The sequence below is a fragment of the Lentilactobacillus dabitei genome, from assembly GCF_019061365.1.
Taxonomy (GTDB): Bacteria; Bacillota; Bacilli; order Lactobacillales; family Lactobacillaceae; genus Lentilactobacillus; species Lentilactobacillus dabitei.
The window spans coordinates 1-292 of record NZ_JAHPPD010000198.1; the positions used below are offsets into that span (position 1 = coordinate 1).

Sequence of the window (292 nt, forward strand, 5' to 3'; positions counted from 1 at the left end):
AATTGTAAACATAGTTGCGTTCGTAAATAGCTTCATCTAAACGCTGCTTTTTATTACTCATGTGACAACCTTCTTCCTGCCAATTTATCAACAATGTTATCCCTGAACGTTTTCTCATTTGTTATCATTAGAGTAACATGTTTAGGAGGTGAAATCTACATGAGTCAAACAATGGCGCAGTTTCCGTACCATTATGGGGTTAAAGTCCGCGTTTTCCCATCCAATCAGCAAAAGCAGTTAATCAAACGTAACAGTGACGCAAGTCGTTTTATTTATAACGAAATGAATGGCA

1 protein-coding gene is annotated in these 292 nt (G+C 37.0%); it reads left to right on the forward strand.

The window, feature by feature from the left end:
• Positions 1-159: 159 nt before the first annotated feature.
• Positions 160-292: helix-turn-helix domain-containing protein (locus KTE19_RS13770; protein WP_217342527.1), on the forward strand; the 133-nt coding region annotated here is incomplete at its 3' end.